18 protein-coding genes are annotated in these 16371 nt (G+C 66.7%); 7 read left to right on the top strand and 11 right to left on the bottom strand.

Annotation, left to right across the window (positions count from 1 at the left end; all coding sequences use genetic code 11):
- Window positions 1–39: 39 nt before the first annotated feature.
- From AC1DQ3_RS28640 to AC1DQ3_RS28590, 11 genes are all read right to left on the bottom strand, one after another.
- Window positions 40–579, bottom strand: coding sequence for a DoxX family protein (locus AC1DQ3_RS28640; protein WP_477123528.1), 540 nt, complete (start codon window positions 577–579; stop codon window positions 40–42).
- A gap of 56 nt (window positions 580–635) precedes the next feature.
- The gene (locus AC1DQ3_RS28635) at window positions 636–1163 is read right to left on the bottom strand and encodes a hypothetical protein (protein WP_477123527.1); all 528 of its coding nucleotides are present in this window, start codon (window positions 1161–1163) and stop codon (window positions 636–638) included.
- 87 nt (window positions 1164–1250) lie between these two features.
- Window positions 1251–2330 (bottom strand): porin, encoded by a 1080-nt coding sequence (locus tag AC1DQ3_RS28630; RefSeq protein ID WP_477123526.1) that lies wholly within the window; start codon window positions 2328–2330, stop codon window positions 1251–1253.
- Between the two features lie 319 nt (window positions 2331–2649).
- Window positions 2650–3345, bottom strand: coding sequence for a GntR family transcriptional regulator (locus tag AC1DQ3_RS28625; protein ID WP_477123525.1), 696 nt, complete (start codon window positions 3343–3345; stop codon window positions 2650–2652).
- A 1-nt stretch (window position 3346) separates the two neighbouring features.
- A complete protein-coding gene (locus AC1DQ3_RS28620; protein WP_477123524.1) occupies window positions 3347–4198 on the bottom strand; it encodes an amidohydrolase family protein in 852 nt (283 codons plus the stop codon).
- Between the two features lie 55 nt (window positions 4199–4253).
- The gene (locus AC1DQ3_RS28615; protein ID WP_477123523.1) at window positions 4254–5357 is read right to left on the bottom strand and encodes a zinc-dependent alcohol dehydrogenase; all 1104 of its coding nucleotides are present in this window, start codon (window positions 5355–5357) and stop codon (window positions 4254–4256) included.
- A 1-nt stretch (window position 5358) separates the two neighbouring features.
- On the bottom strand, window positions 5359–6156 hold the full coding sequence (locus tag AC1DQ3_RS28610) for an amidohydrolase family protein (RefSeq protein ID WP_477123522.1): 798 nt from the start codon (window positions 6154–6156) through the stop codon (window positions 5359–5361).
- Between the two features lie 7 nt (window positions 6157–6163).
- Entirely contained in the window at window positions 6164–7417 is a 1254-nt protein-coding gene (locus AC1DQ3_RS28605; RefSeq protein WP_477123521.1) for a Rieske 2Fe-2S domain-containing protein, read from the bottom strand.
- A 64-nt stretch (window positions 7418–7481) separates the two neighbouring features.
- Complete coding sequence (locus AC1DQ3_RS28600; protein WP_477123520.1) at window positions 7482–7790, bottom strand: hypothetical protein; 309 nt, start codon at window positions 7788–7790, stop codon at window positions 7482–7484.
- Window positions 7791–7813: 23 nt separating this feature from the next.
- Entirely contained in the window at window positions 7814–9031 is a 1218-nt protein-coding gene (locus AC1DQ3_RS28595; RefSeq protein WP_477123519.1) for an acyl-CoA dehydrogenase family protein, read from the bottom strand.
- A 101-nt stretch (window positions 9032–9132) separates the two neighbouring features.
- A complete protein-coding gene (locus tag AC1DQ3_RS28590; RefSeq protein ID WP_477123518.1) occupies window positions 9133–10272 on the bottom strand; it encodes a WD40/YVTN/BNR-like repeat-containing protein in 1140 nt (379 codons plus the stop codon).
- Window positions 10273–10553: 281 nt separating this feature from the next.
- On the opposite strand from AC1DQ3_RS28590, the gene AC1DQ3_RS28585 reads away from it, so the two are divergent.
- The 7 genes from AC1DQ3_RS28585 to AC1DQ3_RS28555 are packed head-to-tail and all read left to right on the top strand — an operon-like array spanning window position 10554 to window position 16347.
- On the top strand, window positions 10554–11516 hold the full coding sequence (locus AC1DQ3_RS28585; protein ID WP_477123517.1) for a PDR/VanB family oxidoreductase: 963 nt from the start codon (window positions 10554–10556) through the stop codon (window positions 11514–11516).
- A gap of 23 nt (window positions 11517–11539) precedes the next feature.
- On the top strand, window positions 11540–12553 hold the full coding sequence (locus tag AC1DQ3_RS28580; protein WP_477123516.1) for an amidohydrolase family protein: 1014 nt from the start codon (window positions 11540–11542) through the stop codon (window positions 12551–12553).
- Between the two features lie 29 nt (window positions 12554–12582).
- Entirely contained in the window at window positions 12583–13599 is a 1017-nt protein-coding gene (locus tag AC1DQ3_RS28575; protein ID WP_477123515.1) for a DODA-type extradiol aromatic ring-opening family dioxygenase, read from the top strand.
- Window positions 13596–14258 (top strand): RraA family protein, encoded by a 663-nt coding sequence (locus AC1DQ3_RS28570; protein WP_477123514.1) that lies wholly within the window; start codon window positions 13596–13598, stop codon window positions 14256–14258. The genes AC1DQ3_RS28575 and AC1DQ3_RS28570 overlap by 4 nt, the downstream gene beginning before the upstream one ends.
- A gap of 3 nt (window positions 14259–14261) precedes the next feature.
- Window positions 14262–14939: an RraA family protein gene (locus tag AC1DQ3_RS28565; RefSeq protein WP_477123513.1), complete on the top strand. Its 678-nt coding sequence runs from the start codon at window positions 14262–14264 to the stop codon at window positions 14937–14939.
- A complete protein-coding gene (locus tag AC1DQ3_RS28560) occupies window positions 14936–15610 on the top strand; it encodes a 4-carboxy-4-hydroxy-2-oxoadipate aldolase/oxaloacetate decarboxylase (protein ID WP_477123512.1) in 675 nt (224 codons plus the stop codon). The genes AC1DQ3_RS28565 and AC1DQ3_RS28560 overlap by 4 nt, the downstream gene beginning before the upstream one ends.
- Before the next feature lie 11 nt (window positions 15611–15621).
- Window positions 15622–16347 carry a dienelactone hydrolase family protein gene (locus tag AC1DQ3_RS28555; protein ID WP_477123511.1) on the top strand — a complete coding sequence of 242 codons (726 nt, stop codon included), beginning with the start codon at window positions 15622–15624 and terminating at the stop codon, window positions 16345–16347.
- Window positions 16348–16371 lie beyond the last annotated feature (24 nt).

The following is a 16371-nucleotide window of genomic DNA, read 5'->3' as shown; positions in this document are numbered from 1 at the left end:
TTGGGGAATGGGGATTCGTGGCACTCGCCTTCGCGAAGATCACACGCTGCGGCGCTCTTCCGGGCAAGAAGCGAAGACAGTCGGCAACTGCTTAAAGTCTTTGAGACTTCCCAGCGATGCTCTGCACGTCAGCATCGGCAGGTAGTAACGCAGGTAGGCCAGGATCAGGATCACGTTCAGGTACAGGCACCACACGCTCATGGACGTGCTGAAGATCATCCCATACCGTAGATTGAGGACAATTGCATTGAAGATAACCATGAAGGAGATCGGCAGCGTCATCGCCAGCGCGAACGGCACGAAGAGGTCGAGCAGGAGAAGCAGTCCAGCCAGCAATTCGCATGCCTTGACGACGTCGAACACGCCGGTCTCGATCAGTGTGACCAACATCGCGTTCGATGCCGGCAGGCTCCCCAGCGGTTGCGGGAAGATCGGCGGATAGCCCCAGTTGGTCAGCCAGTGGCTCAGGCCGCTGTTGATCATCCAGGCCCCGAGCGTGAGCCGCATCAAGGTGAGGATCAGCCGGCCGATCACGGCCGCGTCAATCCTTCCATTCGTCGCATTAGTTTGCGCAATCATTTGTTTTCCCCGTGGAGATTCAGACGAAACATTCAGCTCTGTGCGGACACGAGCCTCTATTGGCGGTTCGCGGCCGCGCCGTCCTTCATGGCGATCCGTGCCGCCGCCGGCCCGGTCGAAGGGGCGGCGTCCGCCACGGCATGACCGCTCGGTGCGGAGAGGATGAATCGCTGCCTTTCGGCGATCCGGCCGGTGTAGGCGCCCGTCTTGAACACGTCGAGCACGTCGATGGCTGGCTCGCCACGCGCCGCTTCCACACGGTGATAGACGGCGACCATGAGACCTTCGGCGATGACCCGCTTGATCTCGTGCCGGATTGGCGGGCCATCGCGCAACTCGGTGGAGCCCGGGTTGTGGTCGACCATCGTTGGCGAGAAATAGCCGCGCGCGGCTTCTACGCCCTTGCCTTCATCGTAGGCCTGTTTCATATAGTTCAGGACGATGACGCGTGGCAGCTTGCCAACACCAGGGCCGTTGTCGCCGTACCAGCGCGGATTGAAATGAAGGCTGTACGTGAACGACAGCGTGATCAGTATCCCCACGCAGATGGAGACGATGTAGGTCTGCTTCGACTTCGATTGCATATGTAAACCTCTGCGGATAATTCGCCGTTGTCAGGAACGCACGGGTCTTGGGAGGCGGCCACAGCCATGGCCGACCCGAGGGCGTGGTCAGAAGCGGTGATAGATACCCGCGCCCACTGAGTTGACGCTTTCATGCAATTGCGTCGGTGCACCCAGCCCGCCGGGAGGAAAGATCGTTTGTTTGGACGATCCCCGGTTATCCAGTCGCTTGAAGAAGGCATACAGCGTCGTACGCTTCGACGCTTGGTAGGTGTAGCCGACCGCCCATGCGCGGACGTCATCTGTCGCGGTGTTTGAGGGCAGACCGTTCACCACGCCGCTATCGCGGGCGCCGTAGCCGAGCTTCAGGTTACCTGATGCGCCGACCGGAATTGTCGTACCCACCTGCCATGCTGAATCGTGCGCAGCACCCAATCGATAGCGCAGTTGGTAGGTGCCGTACAGCGTCGCCCATCGCGTTTCATACGAGGCGGCGAATGCGTGCTCGATCTGACGGCTGGTGTCGGGCGTGAGATTGGTCGTGCCGGTCGCGCGAGCGAAGCCGTAGCCGGCCGTCAGATGGTTGCCTGAATATAGGAACGAGACGATGTCGTAGTTGCGATTGACCGGTGTGCCAACGTTTTCGCTGAAAACATGCGCCGCCGAAGCGGTCACGTCGCCGAACGACGGCGAGTTGTACCGGATGGCGTTATCCGCCCGCGCCGGATCATTGAGCGGATTGAACATCCACGGGTTACTCGACTCGCCCGTGAGCGACGCGGCCACCGAGCCGGGAGCCATCAGTACCGGATCGAAAGTCGCGGCAAACTCGTAACCAGGTGTCGGTTGCCGGCCCGCAGCGATCTCGCCGTAGGTATTGCTGAGCATGCCAACCGTGGCGCGGCGGCCAAACAACCGTCCACCCTGGGCGTTGGTTCCGGTATCGACGTTGAAGCCGCCTTCCAGAACGAATACAGCCTTGAGATCGGAAGACAGATCCTCCATGCCGCGCATCCCCCAGCGGGAACCGGCCAGTCCACCGGAATTCAGGCTGGTGACGCTCTTCTCCGAATTGCGGAAATAGCCGACGAACGAATCAACGACGCCGTAAAGCGTCACGGTGGCTGCCGATGCTGCAGGGGGCAACAGCATCCCGGCTACCGCTACCGCGGCGAGTCTCTTGTCCACGTGGTCTCCTTTTAGTGGTTTAGTTTTTCTTCTCTGCCAGCGTCGCGGGCTGAGTCCTGGGGCTTGCACGCTTTTGTGTCGCTGGCATCAGGGCTGCTGTGTTGGGGGGAACCGCTTCCAACCCACCTGCCTCGTCTCAAAATATTATTTAATTTAGTATTTCCAATCTTATACATCGACGCAGCCGGGTTCAATCTTTTCTTTGGGGTCACGGGGTAAACCCCGTTCCTCGCAGCACCGCGCTGGAAATCCGACGTGCGAACACACCGTCCGCGGGCCGGTGAACGGCTGACGGCACCGCGACGGCGGACGCGTAAATTCAGAGGCCCCGCGCAGCCAGCGACGCCAGCAGGCGTTCCTCTACGGCGTTGCGATCGCGCCGATAGGCCTCTAGCAGCGCGAAGCGGTCTTTGGCGGCAAGCGTCTCTACGAGGTGGTGTTCCGGATCGGCCGGGAAGCGATACCCGGCGATATCCGGTGGGGCCATCGCCCGGTAGCGATCCGTCTGCCGCATCAGACGCATCACTTCACGCCTGAGCGCCCAGTCTGGAGACAAGGAGAAGATGGCGCCATGGAACGCGCGGTGTGCGCGCACCCAGGCAGCGCCTGCCCGCTCCGTCAGGTGGCGATCGAGTTCGGTGAGCCGCGCGCGGAGGTCGGCGAGTTCATCGGCATTGGGCCATCGCACTGTCGACAGCAATTCGGTTTCCAGCAGGTGGCGGATGCGATAGAGCTGACGCGCCTCGCTGCTGGACAGCGGCGCCACGTGGAATCCGCGATTGGGATCATGCTGGACTGCGGCCTCGGCAACCAGCAGGCTCAGCATTTCACGCACAGGCACCCGGCTGATGCCGAAGCGCCTGGCCAGGTCCTGCTGCCGCAATTGCTGTCCGGGCGACAGCTTGCCTTCGTTGATCAGCTCGCGGATTTCGGCCGCGAGCCGCGAAGGAATGTCAGGGTCCGTTGCGCGTGGGGCTGGCGCCGCAGGCGGTGCAAACACCTCACGCCGACCCATCTCAGCGCTCGCCCCAGTACACCGCGCGCGCCGTATCGTGCAGCACCTTGCGCTGCTCCGTCTCCGACAACAGGGACACCGACTCCCTGGCAAGGGTGGCCATCTGCGCATACGTCCCCTTCGACTGCGCGATGTCCGAGCCCCACATCACACGATCAGCGCCGAACTCGCGCACCACTCGCTCGACCATCGGCGCCGCCGACATCTGCTGGGCGGCGAGCTTGCCCAGGTTGATCATGGAGTAGAGCAGGTAGACGTTGGGATGGTCGACCATCTCCAGCAGCGACGCGTCGACGCCATGATCCGGTGCGCCGCCTTCGGCCGCGATATTGGAGAAGTGGTCCAGCACCACGGTGGTTTGTGGGAATGCCACGAGCACCGGCTTCAGTGCCTTCAGGCATGCAAGCCTGTTCCAGCGATAGAAATGCAGCCGCACCGAGCCGCCGAGTTCGGACACCGTCTCCCACGCCGCCATCGCCTCGCGCGACGCGAGCCAGGACGGGTCGGCGCCCTTGAACGGCTCGGTCAGGCGGATCCCCACCGCGCCCCGCTCGCCGACCCAGTGACGCACCTGCCGGCGGATGCCCGGGTCCAGCGCATCCACCATCCCGAGCGCGCGCAGGCGGTCCGGATAACGGGCGGCCGCGTCGCAGACATAGGCGTTGTTGAAGCCGTAGATATGCGCGCGCTGCACGGCAAGCGCGCGTTCGACTCCCTGCTCGTCCATCAGCGCGAGCAGGCGCTCCACCGTCACCGGATTGTCCAGCGCGCCGGGTTCCAGCTCGCCACTCAGCGGGGACGGCGGATACCGCTCCACGTCGGCGGAAATCAGGTGTGCATGACTGTCAATCATCGGGAATGTCTCCTCTGTCTGTCGTTGGTTCTGCCCTCGTCAAGGGGCTGGCAGTTCACTTCCATGGGTCCACCGTGACGTGGATGGCGCCTTCCACGCCGCGCCCCGCCGTGGCAAGAATCGCCTCGTGCGTCTGCGCGAGCCCGAAGGTGTGGGAGCACACCTCGTCGAGCGGGTACCTGCCCGAGGCGATGTAGCGCAGGGCCAGTTCCACCGCCGGATAGCTGCGACCGCGCGGGGCGCGTACCGTCAGGTAACGCTTCTTGATCTCGCCGATCGGCACGCTCTGCTCAAGGCCGTTCAGGCTCAGGTACGCGCCCTTGGCGGCCAGGCCGATAGCCAATTGCGCCACTTCGCCGGTCGGGTCGCCGGTGGTGTCGACCACCACGTCAACGCCGCGTCCCTTCGTCAGGCGCATGACCTCGGCATGGAGATCCTGGTTCTGCACGTCGATGGCATGATCGGCGCCTAGCCGCAGCGACAGGTCGAGGCGGGCGCGGTCGCGGGTCATGCCGGCGAGGATCACGGTGAGCGAACCCGCCGCCTTCGCCGCGAGCACGCAGCCCAGGCCCTGCTGCCCCGGGCCGAACACCAGCACGGTCTTGCCCGGCCCGGCGCCGCCGTCATTGCAGGCCCATTGCACGCCGTTGCCGAACGGCACCGCCAGCGTGGCGTGGACGGCGGGCATGTCGGGCGGGATCACATGCATCACCGTGTTCAGAGGCAGGTGCATGAACTGCGCGTAGCCGCCCCACAGGTGAGGTGCGATCTCGCAGGTCGACATGCCGAAGCGCAGCGTATTGAGCCGGTCCTTCACATTGAAGAAGTCGACCTCCATGCAGAGCCGGAAGTCGCCCTTCATGCACCATTCGCAGTGCCAACACGGCAGGTACTCGTGCAGCGCCACGCGGTCGCCAGCCTTGACGCCCCAGCGCTGCTGCGCGATCGGTCCGAGCTCGACGATCGTGCCGACGTTCTCGTGCCCCATGATGACGGGGGCGTGTCCCGGCTTGCGATACAGCTCCGGATCGCTCCCGCCCACGCCGCTCGCCTCCACCTTGAGGATGCCGGAGTCCGGCTGCACTTGCGGGTAGTCGAATTCCTTCAGTTCGGTCGTCTCGACATCGGTCTTGACGGCCGCCAGTACTTTCCTTGTCATGTCAGGTTTCCTTCCAGAACACACGGCGCGCGGTACCGCCGAGGATGGCCTCGCGAACCGGGGCGGGATGGTCGAGCAGGCATTCGCGCACCAGCGCCAGCGCGTTGCCATAGCCTTCGCGGCTGCTCACCACCGGGAAATCGCTGCCCCACATCAGGCGCTGCGCGCCGAAGGCAGCAATGGCGGCTTCGAGCAGGGCAGCGGCGGCGGCGCCGAATGTCCACCCCCCGCGCAGCGCGGACGGGTCGCGCGGTGCCAGCTCGCCGAAGCCCGGCACCTTGAGGCTGACGTTGTCGAAGCGGGCCAGCCGCAGGACCGTGTAGCGCAACTCACCATCCGATTCGGTCTCCATCGGCTTGCTGGTATCGCCGAGGTGTTCGAGCACGACCGGCAGCGCCGGCACCGCTTCGAGCAGCTCGGCAAAGGTCGGCGCCGTGAACGCTTCGGCGTTGCCGACGCAACTGACCGCCAGTCCGCACGCCTCGGCCGCCTTCCAGATGGCCAGCGGGTCGGCGCCCGGCGAACGCGCGCCGGGACGCAGGCGCACGCCGGCGGCGCCTTCGTCCGCCAGCCTTGTCAGCGTTTCCGGTGCATCGGGCGCCGCCGGGTCGATCCACACCACGCTGGCGAACCGGCCGGGGTGGGCGTGGACGCAGTCCGTCTGGTAGCGGTTGTCCACCTGCCCGATCATCTGCGTCAGCACCGCGCGCGCCACGCCGTGGCGCGCCATCTGGCCGAGCAGCGTTTCGACCGGCTCGTACCACACCGGTGACACGTGGGCGTGACTGTCGATCAGCATCGCCACGTCAGGCCGTCAGCGCCACGTCGGGGTTGAGCGGGACTTCCTGCTTCCAGGTCCGCTCGTTGCTGAAGATCACCGTGGCCGCGCGGATCTGCGTGAACGGGATCGGCGCGGTCAGCACGCTCGGCACCTCGTTCCGCTCGGCCAGCGCGCGCGCGGTGCGGATCATCTGGCGGCGCCAGGCCACCACGGCGACGTCGGACGTGCCGAGGTGCTCCTTGGTGCGGTCCAGGATGCGGCCCTGAGTCTCGCTGACCGCGTGGTCCTGCGTCAGGATGCCCTTGATGCCCGACATCGAGCCGGTCTTCATCCACTCGCGGTCCTGCTGGTACCAGTTGTCGATATTGAGCACCTTGCGGAAGTTCTCGTCGACCCAGTGGCCGCCCTCCTCGATCCTGTAGGCGATGTCCACTGGCTGGCTGTCGTCGAAGAACCACTGGATGTGCCAGGTCGACTCGTCGTCGCGCGGCACGAACGCGTTGGCCATGCGGCGGTTCTTGCGCACGCCGAAGCCGTCGGGCGGGATCAGCGTGAAGAACGGCAGCACCACCTCGGTCACGCGCGCGTGCAGCTTGCCTTCCTCGCGGAAGTTGCGCACGCCGGCGTAGCGCAGGCCGTACTTGGTGTACTCGACCTCGATCTTCGGCTGCAGGTCGCGCTCATGGTCGTACTTGGCGGGCGCGTTCCACGGCTGCTCGCGGTGCAGGACGCCGGCGTGCGCCGAGTCGATGGTGCCTTCGACCGCCTGCGCGTAGTTGCAGTCTTCCAGCACCTTGAACGGCACCGCGTTGACGGCCGGATAGGACAGCCACTCGAACTCCGGGAACTGCGGCTGCTCGGCGGCCGGGCCCATGTAGGTCCAAATCACGCCGCCCACTTCGCGGGTCGGATAGGCCTGCGCGCGGATGCGCGAGCAGAAGGAGGAACCCGACGGCTCGGTGGGCGTGTCGAGGCAGGTGCCGTCGGTGGCGAACTTCCAGCCGTGGTAGAGGCAGCGCAGGCCGCCGTCGGAGTTGTCGCCCAGCGCCAGCGACGCGCGGCGGTGCGGGCATTGCTCGTCGAGCAGGCCGACCTTGCCGTCGGTGTCGCGGAAGGCCACCAGGTCTTCGCCGAGCAGCCGCACGCGCACCGGCTTGCCGCCCGGCTCGGCGATCTCGGACGCCAGCAGCGCGGGAATCCAGAAGCGCCGGATCAGTTCGCCCATCGGGGTGCCGCAGCCAACCTGGGTCAGCACATTGTTGTCTTCGCGAGTGAGCATAAGTCCTCCTATCCTTTGAGTCTGTGTGTCTTTCTCTGTGGGGAAATATCGGTACGCGCCGGTTTCAGTCGAGAAGCGCGATGGTGCGGCCCAGGCGTTCCCGGGCGGCAACGGTGTCTCCGTCGTTGCCGACCAGGTCGTGTGCTTCGATCACCAGGGAGCGCATGGCCTCCAGGCGCTGCAACTGCTGTGCGCTGCGGCCGTCGCGCGCGGCATTGGCGACGTCGGCGTCGAGCAGGCGCCAGACCTCGTCCAGTTCGGATTCCCGGTAGATCATGTGTTCTACCTCGTGGGAAACCGCCATCCGCGCGCAAATGGACGACAGCGTCGCGGCAGAGTAGTCGTTGATGGAAGTCAGGTCGTCGGCGTGCATGTCGCTCTCCACTCGTCGCTCGGTCAGCGGCCCTTGGGGCCGAACTTGGACGGCGGGAGGCCGATGGCCGCGCGGCCGTAGCCGGTCATGGCGCTGTCCCACGTAAAGGCGAAGTGCTGGGCGGCGGAGTTGACGTCGCGCCAGATGCGCTGCAGCTCGGAGGTGTTGTAGATCCCCGAGCCGCCGGCCGCCTCGAACAGCGCGTTCACCGCGTAGCGTGCCTTCTGCACGGCGTACGCCCAGTCGCGCGGGATGCGCGCCCAGTCGAGCTCGCTGATCGACCTGGGATCCTCGGCACTGTCCACGCGGCGGGCATCCTCGCGCACCACGGCCAGCGCGGCGTCGATCTCGGCGACCGATTCCGCCACCCGCGCGAAGGTGGCGGACTGCTCGGCCACCTGTTCGCTGCTGAAGGTGGACAGGCGCGCGGCCAGCCCTTCGTTGAACGAGCGCACCGCGGCGCGCGCCATGCCCAACGGCGCGCCCACCAGCGAGAACGGCGTCACGTTCTGGAACGGCATGCGATAGATCGGCGCGCGCACCGATCCGGTCTCGTCGGCCATGCCCGACATCATGTCCCGGACCGACACCGAGCGATGTGCCGGAATGAAGCTCTCGGTGATGCGGATCGAGCGGCTGCCGGTGCCGCGCATGCCGGCGGTGAACCAGTCGTCGACGATCTCAATGTCTTCACGCGGCACCACGAAGAAGCGCGGTTCGGGCGGCTGGCCTTCGCGCTGCACCGCGTTGCCGACGATGACCCATTGCGCGTGATCGATGCCGGAGCAGAAGCGGCCGTCGCCGTTGACCAGCTTGTAGCCGCCCTCCACTTCGGTGATGGTGCCGCCGAGGCGGAACACGGTGGCGGTCAGCACGCGGTCGCCGCTCATCACCTCGCGCTGCGCCTGCAGCGGGAACAGGTTCAGCATCCAGCTATGGCCGGCGAGCACGCCGTAGACCCAGCCGGTCGATCCGCACGCCGAGGCAATCTCGGCGGTCACGTCGACCAGCGTGGCGAAGCCCAGTTCCGAGCCGCCGAACAGGCGAGGCGTCACGACGCCGAATAGGCCGGCGTCCATCAGGTCGTGGATCGTCTCTGTGGAAACGATGCGCTCGCTTTCCGTGCGGTCGGCGCGGGCGCGGATGCGGTCGTGCAGCGCACGTGCCGCGGCGACGGCGGCATCGTGGCTGGCTAGTACGGGCACGCTGCCGGGGGGCGCTGCCAGGGGGGATGTGCTCACGTCTTGTCTCCTGTGTGAGGACGTAGGCCGCCGCACCGCGCACCGAAGTGCCGCGGCGTGGCAAGGCTCGTCGTTTCTGAATGGTTCCGCTGGCGCGGCTGTCAGGTGCCGGTGCGCATGCGGTCCTCTACCTTCTCGCGCTCATCGACCCGAAGGAACCAGCGGTAGTGGCCGCCCTTCGAGATCGGCGGCAGGTCATCGGCGACCGTCTGCCAATGTTCGCCACCGTCTTCGCTGGCATAAACCTCGCCGGTCGCGGTGCCGGCCAGCAGCATGATCTGTTCGTCCCAGTGATAGAGGCCCATGCCTTCGATGTTGCCGATCACCTCGGCAGGCAGCCCGTCGCGGATCTCTTCCCATGTCACGCCTCCGTCGCGGCTGCGCATCACGCTCGCGGCTGCGCTGCGCTTGGCGCCCCAGTCGCGTGGCGCGTTGCCGGGGCCGCCGAGGTAGAGCACGTTCTCGTCGCGCGGGTCGATGAACATCGCATCCGGATAGCCGATGCGGTCCGCGCGCGTCAGCAGGTGAGTCCAGGTCTCGCCGGCATCCGCGCTGTAGTGCAGGCCTTCGCCGCCGCACATGAAGAGCTGGTCCGGGTTCGACGGGCGGATCAGCACACGGTGGTTGTCGTGATAGAACTTGTCCTGCTCGGATTCGTAGCTGCGCGGCTCGGTCCAGGTCGCGCCGTCGTCCGTGGTCTTCAGCAACGCGCCCTGCTCGATGCACACGTACAGCGTGTCTGGCTGCGCCGGGTGGAAGGCCACGTTCTTGACGTGCGCCACGTGGGGCGGCGGCGGGAAGGTCCACTTGTCCTGGTCCGGCACGGACAGCATCGCCGAAATCTCTACCCAGTTCTCACCCAGGTCGTCGCTGCGGTACAGCGCCGACGGCTCGGTGCCGAGGTACAGCGCCACGCGGCCCTCACGTTGCTGGGCCGCCAGCGTGTAGACGTGCTCGCTCTTCAGGCCGTTGCCGCGCGGCTCCCAGGTGAATCCGAGGTCGCGGCTGCACCACATGCCGCCCTTGCCATGCGCGCCGGCAAAGAGCAGGCCCGACTGCGGCTCGTACAGCAGCGCGCTCACGTGGCGGTCTTCCAGCGCCGAGCGGGTGCGCTTCCATGGCGCGCCCTGCCCCGTCCGCTCGAAGACATGCATGCCACGCAAGGTGGCGACGAAGAGCTGGGTGGCGGGGCCGCTGCCGTGCGTGACCGTACCGCCGTTGCAAGAAAGGACTGCGATCAATTTTTTCTCCATCCATGTGACGCGGAAGGTGCTGCTGCGCTGCACGATGCCGCCGCCTGTTTCCACCAGTGATGTCCCCCTTCGTGCCGATCCGGGGAACCGTCCCTCCAATCGACCCCACCGAGAGGCTTTGACTTTTTTCTTGTTAGTCGAAATAATATGCAAAAAAGAATTTCGCGTCAATGACGAAGCAGCCGGACACATACCGACGGCCTCGAACGCCAGGCGCCGGCAGGCACCCGCCTCGCCGATCCCGTGACTGCTGTAACTGGAGACAACACATGAACGACCAGCCCCCCTCCACGGGCGCCCTGCTGAAGCTGCGCCTGGAGTCGATCCAATACCTGGCCCGCGACACCCTGCTCTACGCTTTTGCCGCGCCGGCCGGCACCACCCTGCCGCCCAGCGAGCCGGGCGCCCACATCGGCCTGCACCTTCCCAACGGGCTGGTGCGCCAGTACTCCCTGCTCGAAGGCGGACGGGAGCAGCGGCGCTACCAGGTCGGCGTGAAGCGCGACCCGAAGAGCCGCGGCGGTTCGAGCTTCATGCACGACCAGTTGCGCCCCGGCGTGGTGATCGACGTGGAACCGCCGCGCAACAACTTCCCGCTCGACGAAGCGGCCGCCCATTCCGTGCTGATCTGCGGCGGCATCGGCATCACCCCGATCCTCTGCATGGCAAGGCGCCTGAAGGCGCTGGGCCGGTCGATGACGCTGGTCTACTCGTGCCGCGACCGCGTCGACGTCGCTTTCCTGGAAGAACTGCGGAGCTACGAGAACCTGCATCTGCACATCGACGCGGAAGCCGGCGGGGTGCTCGACATCGCGGCGCTGGTGGCAAGCCAGCCGGCCGACGCCCATTTCTATTGCTGCGGCCCCGGCCCGATGCTCGCGGCCTTCGAAGCCGCCACCGCGCAACTGCCGCCGGCACAGGTCCACGTCGAGTACTTCACCGCAAAGCAGGAAGCCGCGCTGGACGGCGGCTATACGGTCGAGTTGAGCCGCAGCGGCAAGTCGCTGCAGGTGCCGGGCGGCAAGACGATCCTGCAAGTGCTTAAAGAGGCCGGCGTCGAAGTGGCTCACTCGTGCGAGGAAGGCGTGTGCGGCGCCTGCGAAACGCGCGTGCTGTCAGGCGTTCCCGACCACCGCGACGCCATCCTCTCCGACCCGGAGAAGGCGGCCAACAACACCATGATGATCTGCTGCTCGGGCTGCAAGGGCGAGCGGCTGGTCCTCGATCTCTAATTCCATCCAACCGGAGACACCCCATGATCATTGACTGCCACGGCCACGTCAGCCCGCCCGCCGAACTCTGGGTCTACAAGGCCCACATCCAGTCGCATCGCGGCGAGCACGGCCGCAAAATGCCGGAGGTGACGGACGAGGAAATCCTGCACTACGCCAACCGCAAGGAGATGGGCCCGGCGGGCCACATCGACCTGCTCGACCGTGCGGGCACGACCGTCCAGCTCCTGTCGCCACGTCCGTTCCAGATGATGCACAGCGCCAAGCCGGGCAAGCTGGTGCACTGGTTCACCGAGGAAACCAACAACATCATCGCCCGCACGGTGAAGCTGCTGCCGACGCGCTTCATCGGCGTGGGCGGACTGCCGCAGGTCGCCGGCGATCCCATCGAGGTGGTGCTGCCGGAACTGGAACGCTGCGTGAGGGAGCTGGGCTTTCGCGGCGTGCTGCTCAATCCCGATCCGTTCGAGAACAGCGGCACCGAAGCGCCGCCGCTGGGCGACCGCTACTGGTATCCGCTCTACGAGAAGCTGTGCGAGCTCGACATCCCGGCGCATATCCACGCCACCGGCTCGCATTCGGCCCGCTCGCCGTACACGGTCCATTTCATCAACGAAGAGACCATCGCCGTCTTCGGCCTCGTGAACTCCGACGTGTTCAAGGACTTCCCGTCGCTGAAGATCCTGGTCTCGCATGGCGGCGGCTCGATTCCCTACCAGATTGGCCGCTTCCAGTCCGGCGCCGCGCGCGCGGGCCGCGACTTCCTCGCCGGCATGCGCAACCTGTACTACGACACCGTGCTGTATTCGGAGGAATCGTTGCGCCTGCTGATCAAGACCATCGGTGCCGACCGCTGCCTGTTCGGCGCCGAGTGCCCCGGCGTGGGCTCGCAGGTCAATCCCGCCACCGGCCGCACCTTCGACGACATCAAGCCGTTCATCCAGGGCTTCGACTGGCTGTCGCCGGAAGAGAAGGACATGATCTTCTTCGGCAACGCGCAACGGCTCTTCAACCTCGACCTGGCCGCGTACCGCTAAGAGACCAAGACGAAAAGAGGAGACGAACCATGGCAGAAATCGTACTCGGCATGGGCACCTCGCACGGGCCCATGCTGGTCACGCCGCCGCACACATGGGGCTCGCGCCTGCCCGATGACCGGCGCAGCCTGCATCACTACCAGGGCCGCACCTGGACCTTCGACGAACTGGTCCGGCATCGCGCGCCCGAGATCCTCGCCGCGCAACTCACGCCCGAAGTCTGGGAAGCGCGCCACGCCCGCTGCATGCAGGCCATCGAACGCCTGGCGCAGATCCTTGCCGAAGCTCGTCCGGACGTCGCCGTGATCGTCGGCAACGACCAGATGGAGATCTTCGACGACATGCTGGTGCCGGCCTTCAGCGTGATGTGGGGCGAGACCATCGTCAACAACATGATCAGCGACGAGAAGCTGTCGCGGCTGCCGCCCGGCGTGGCGCACGCCATGCCCGGCTACATGCCGCCCGAAGCGCGCTACGCCGGCGTGCCCGCGCTCGGCCGCCATCTGATCGAATGCGCGATGGCCGACGGCTTCGACATCACGGCGATGAAGCGCCTGTCGGCCACCGAGACGCCGCACGCATTCGGCTTCGTGTTCCGGCAGTTGATGAAGGACCGGGTGATCCCGACCGTTCCGGTGCTGATCAATACGTTCTATCCGCCCAACCAGCCGACTGCCGGCCGTTGCTATGCGCTCGGCCGCTCGCTGTCCCGCGCCATCCGGTCGTGGGACAGCGATGCCCGCGTGGCGATCATCGCGTCGGGCGGCCTGACCCATTTCGTCATCGACGAAAGCGTCGACCAGCTGATCCTCGACAGCATGCACGCGCATGACTTCGCGCCGGTGGAAGGGCTCGGCGAGGCGATCTTCCAGGCCGGCACGTCCGAGGTGAAGAACTGGATTCCGGTGGCCGGCGCCATGGACGAACTCGGCTTCGAGATGGAAGTGGTCGACTACGTCCCCTGCTACCGCAGCGAAGCCGGCACCGGCAATGCCATGGGGTTCGCCTGCTGGCGCCCCGCTAACGAGAAGGAGACTACGCAATGACGACCCCTCAGGAATATGTACGCCGCCTGCGCCGGCTGGATTGCTGCGCGGTATCCGACACCCTCGACAAGCTCGGCCTGCCGGGCGCGGTGAGCGGCGTCCGGCAGGAAGCCGGCGAGGGCCGCATCGCCGGCCGCGCAATTACCGTCAAGCTGGGCACCGGCGCCCCGCCGCCCGGCGAACCGCGCCATCTCGGCACCACCGCCATCGAGGCCGGCGGGCCGGACGACGTGATCGTCGTCGAGCAGCGTAGCGGCGTCGAGGCCGGTAGCTGGGGCGGCCTGCTGTCGCTCGGCGCAAAGGTGAAGGGCATCGCCGGCGTGGTGGCCGACGGGCCCGTGCGCGACATCGACGAAGCGCGCGCGATGGACTTCCCCGTCTTCGCCAGCGCGCTCACGGCCCGCACCGCGCGCGGCCGCATCGTCGAGAAAGGCACCAATGTGCCGGTCAAGGTGTGGGACGTGGAGGTCGAGCCGGGCGACTACGTGCTGGCCGACCGCAGCGCGGTGATCTTCATCGCCGCAGCCAATATCGACCGCGTACTGGAAGCGGCGGAAGGCATCGTCGCGCGCGAGGCCCTGATGGCAAAGGCCGTGCTGGCCGGCACGCCGATGAGCCAGGTCATGGGCGGCAACTACGAATTCATGCTGAAGGAATAAGCCATGTCGGAACAACTCGAAGACCAGAACGTCGCGCGCGCCGCAAAGCTCGACACCGCCACGATCAGCGATGCCATGGACCGCCTCGGCATCGTCGGCCAGTGCCGCGCAATCAAGCCGCGCGACCCCGCGTTCCGCATGGCCGGGCGCGCGTTCACCATCCTCTACGGTCCCGCCGCCAGTCCGCCGGGCACGGTCGGCGACTTCATCGACGACGTGCCCCCGGGTCACGTCATCGTGCTCGACAACGGCGGCCGCACCGACGCCACGGTGTGGGGCGACATCATGACCGAGATCGCCCACCGCCGCGGCATTGCCGGCACGGTGATCGACGGCATCAACCGCGACGTCCACCTGTGCCTGTCGCTCGGCTACCCCGTGTTCTCGCGCGACAACTGGATGCGGACCGGCAAGGACCGCGTCCAGGTCGAGGCGACCAATGTGCCGGTGAACATCGGCGACGTGCGCGTGGCGCCGGGCGACATCCTGCGCGGCGACGCGGACGGCCTGGTGTCGATCCCGCGCGAGCACGAGGAACGTATCCTCGCCGCGGCGGAAGCAATCGAAGCCGCCGAGAGCGCCATCCGCAAGGCGGTCGCCGGCGGCATGCGCCTCGACGAAGCGCGCAAGCAATTCCGCTACCACCAACTCCAGACGCGCACCCAAGGAGCCCCCGCATGAGCCTCCCCATCGACCGCATCGAACCACGCGACACCACGCAACTGGCGTTTGCGCGCACCGCCCCGGAAATCGTCGAAGCCGCCCGCGCTATCCCGACGGCCACCCTGCATGAGGCCGGCGGCAAGGTCGGCGCCCTGCCCTCCACGATCAAGCCGGTGGCACCCGGCTTCCGGCTGTGCGGCCCGGCCGTCACCGTCCACGCCCCCGGCGGCGACAACCTGTGGCTGCACCGGGCCATCTATGCCGCGCAGCCGGGTGACGTGCTCGTGGTGTCGGTCAGCGGCGCCTTCGAGCACGGCTACTGGGGCGAAGTGATGTCCACCGCCAGCCAGGTGCGCGGGCTCGCCGGCCTCGTTATCGACGGCTGCGTGCGCGACGGCGTGCTGCTCGAAGAGATCGGCTTCCCGGTGTTCGCGCGCGGCCTGTGCATTCGCGGCACCGGCAAGGACTTCGGCGCGCGCGGATGGATCAATGCGCCGACGGTGTTCGGCGACGTCAGTGTGCACGCCGGCGACCTGATCGTGGGCGATGGCGACGGGGTGGTCTGCATCCCGCGCGAACGCGCCGGCAAGGTGGTGGATGCGGGCCATGCGCGCGAAGCCGCCGAGGCCGACCAGTGCCGGCGACTCCGCGCCGGCGAAACCACGCTCAACATCTTCGGCTGGAACTGAACGGAGACAACATGAACGAAGACAAGACGATCCGCACCAGCTGGATCAGCATTCCCGCCCCCGATGGCCGCGCGTACGACGGCTACCTCGCCCTGCCCCCGGCGGGCTCCGGCCCTGGGCTGGTCCTGTTCCAGGAGATCTTCGGCGTCAACCGCCACATCCGCGCCGTGGCCGAGCAGTATGCCCAGCTCGGCTTCGTCGTGCTGGCGCCGGACGTGTTCTGGCGCCAGGCGCCGCGCGAAGAGTTCGCCTATGTGGGCGACGACACGGCGCGGGCGCGAGACATACTGACCCGGGCGGACATGGCCGAGATCGTCGCCGACCTGGACGGCACCGTGGGCGCCCTGCGCAGGCGGCCTGAGGTGACGGGCGGCGTCGGCGCGCTCGGCTTCTGCATCGGCGGCCGGCTGGCCTATCTCGCCGCCGCGGCCGGGCTGGTGGACGCCGCGGCCTGCTACTACGGCGGTGGCATCCAGGACCAGTTGCAGAAGGCGGCGGCCGTGCGTTGTCCGATGCTGTTCCACTATGGCGAAATCGACCCGATGATCCCGCTGGCGGCGGTCGAGCGCGTCAAGGCCGCGTTTGCCGACCGCGACTCGGCAAGGTTCTTCGTTTACCCGGGCGCCAGCCACGGCTTCAACTGCTGGGAGCGCGCCAGCTACCAGCCGCTTGCCGCCATGCAGGCGCACGGCCGCACCGTGTTGCACTTCGCCCGGCATCTCGTTCCGGCCGCATGACCCTGCCCACCCGCACGCCGAAGG

It is taken from the genome of Cupriavidus sp. 01T418, from assembly GCF_056398885.1.
Note: the sequence above shows the minus strand (reverse complement) of the source record. Positions and strands in the feature narration are given on the sequence as shown.

What these genes read in the sequence shown, in the direction of transcription:
- AC1DQ3_RS28640 (WP_477123528.1), bottom strand. Translation starts at nt 579, where the DNA reads ATGATTGCGCAAACTAATGCGACGAATGGAAGGATTGACGCGGCCGTG.
- AC1DQ3_RS28635 (WP_477123527.1), bottom strand. Translation starts at nt 1,163, where the DNA reads ATGCAATCGAAGTCGAAGCAGACCTACATCGTCTCCATCTGCGTGGGG.
- AC1DQ3_RS28625 (WP_477123525.1), bottom strand. Translation starts at nt 3,345, where the DNA reads ATGGGTCGGCGTGAGGTGTTTGCACCGCCTGCGGCGCCAGCCCCACGC.
- AC1DQ3_RS28620 (WP_477123524.1), bottom strand. Translation starts at nt 4,198, where the DNA reads ATGATTGACAGTCATGCACACCTGATTTCCGCCGACGTGGAGCGGTAT.
- AC1DQ3_RS28615 (WP_477123523.1), bottom strand. Translation starts at nt 5,357, where the DNA reads ATGACAAGGAAAGTACTGGCGGCCGTCAAGACCGATGTCGAGACGACC.
- AC1DQ3_RS28610 (WP_477123522.1), bottom strand. Translation starts at nt 6,156, where the DNA reads ATGCTGATCGACAGTCACGCCCACGTGTCACCGGTGTGGTACGAGCCG.
- AC1DQ3_RS28605 (WP_477123521.1), bottom strand. Translation starts at nt 7,417, where the DNA reads ATGCTCACTCGCGAAGACAACAATGTGCTGACCCAGGTTGGCTGCGGC.
- AC1DQ3_RS28600 (WP_477123520.1), bottom strand. Translation starts at nt 7,790, where the DNA reads ATGCACGCCGACGACCTGACTTCCATCAACGACTACTCTGCCGCGACG.
- AC1DQ3_RS28585 (WP_477123517.1), top strand. Translation starts at nt 10,554, where the DNA reads ATGAACGACCAGCCCCCCTCCACGGGCGCCCTGCTGAAGCTGCGCCTG.
- AC1DQ3_RS28580 (WP_477123516.1), top strand. Translation starts at nt 11,540, where the DNA reads ATGATCATTGACTGCCACGGCCACGTCAGCCCGCCCGCCGAACTCTGG.
- AC1DQ3_RS28575 (WP_477123515.1), top strand. Translation starts at nt 12,583, where the DNA reads ATGGCAGAAATCGTACTCGGCATGGGCACCTCGCACGGGCCCATGCTG.
- AC1DQ3_RS28570 (WP_477123514.1), top strand. Translation starts at nt 13,596, where the DNA reads ATGACGACCCCTCAGGAATATGTACGCCGCCTGCGCCGGCTGGATTGC.
- AC1DQ3_RS28565 (WP_477123513.1), top strand. Translation starts at nt 14,262, where the DNA reads ATGTCGGAACAACTCGAAGACCAGAACGTCGCGCGCGCCGCAAAGCTC.
- AC1DQ3_RS28560 (WP_477123512.1), top strand. Translation starts at nt 14,936, where the DNA reads ATGAGCCTCCCCATCGACCGCATCGAACCACGCGACACCACGCAACTG.
- AC1DQ3_RS28555 (WP_477123511.1), top strand. Translation starts at nt 15,622, where the DNA reads ATGAACGAAGACAAGACGATCCGCACCAGCTGGATCAGCATTCCCGCC.